A 783-nucleotide genomic window follows, 5' to 3' on the forward strand; every position below is an offset into this window, starting at 1 on the left:
GTTGCACCGGCATGATCAATATGCGCATGTGTCAAAATTACCTTATCAAGCTGAAGGCCTAAAGATTCAAGCTCAGCCAAAATTTTGGGTAAATCACCACCAGGGTCGACAACTGCCGCTTTTTTACTCTGATCGCACCACAAAATTGAGCAGTTCTGCTCAAAAGCCGTTACCGGCACTATCTTATACTGTAAACTCATGAAAAAATTACCGATAGAAAACAAGCTTATATCGCTGCTATATAGTTTGTGACAAGGGATTAAACTAATCGTCCGAACTGCACAGCAATTTTCTGACATGCATTATCCCTGAAGAAGAATGAAACTCAACCAAAAACGTATAAATGGATGCAAGGAAATGCCTTNAGTCAGCTATGCGTTAGTCACAATAAAGGACGATAACGATGCTGCTTAAATATAGCTACCCCTCAGTCAAACGGTCTTCAAAGTTTACTGCACTCATACTCGGTACAGCGCTCTCTGGCTGCTCATTTATTGAACTAAACCCTGGAGCCAAGCACATCATCTTTGCCAATGACGAGAACTGCGAATTGATCAATACATTTGAAGCGAGTGTACCGACAGAAAACGCTTTTATTACACGAAGTGATAAAGCCATAAGTGAAGAACTTCAAATTCTGGCACAGAACGCAGCATTTGAGCAAAAGGCAAATGCGATCTGGCCAGAGTCAGAGATTCTTGAGGGAAAACAACGCTTCAAGTTACTGCGATGTGACAGATAAACAAGTGCTTACGAGTACTATACCAACGCAAACAACATGGC

2 protein-coding genes are annotated in these 783 nt (G+C 41.7%); one reads left to right on the forward strand and one right to left on the reverse strand.

Annotation, left to right across the window (positions count from 1 at the left end; translation table 11 throughout):
• A partial coding sequence (locus tag A3757_RS02130) for an MBL fold metallo-hydrolase (RefSeq protein WP_156506111.1) occupies positions 1–200 on the reverse strand: 200 nt, incomplete at its 3' end.
• A 203-nt stretch (positions 201–403) separates the two neighbouring features.
• On the opposite strand from A3757_RS02130, the gene A3757_RS02135 reads away from it, so the two are divergent.
• Positions 404–742, forward strand: coding sequence for a hypothetical protein (locus tag A3757_RS02135; protein ID WP_068507198.1), 339 nt, complete (start codon positions 404–406; stop codon positions 740–742).
• Positions 743–783: the final 41 nt, after the last annotated feature.

Source organism: Oleiphilus sp. HI0117 (assembly GCF_001635235.1).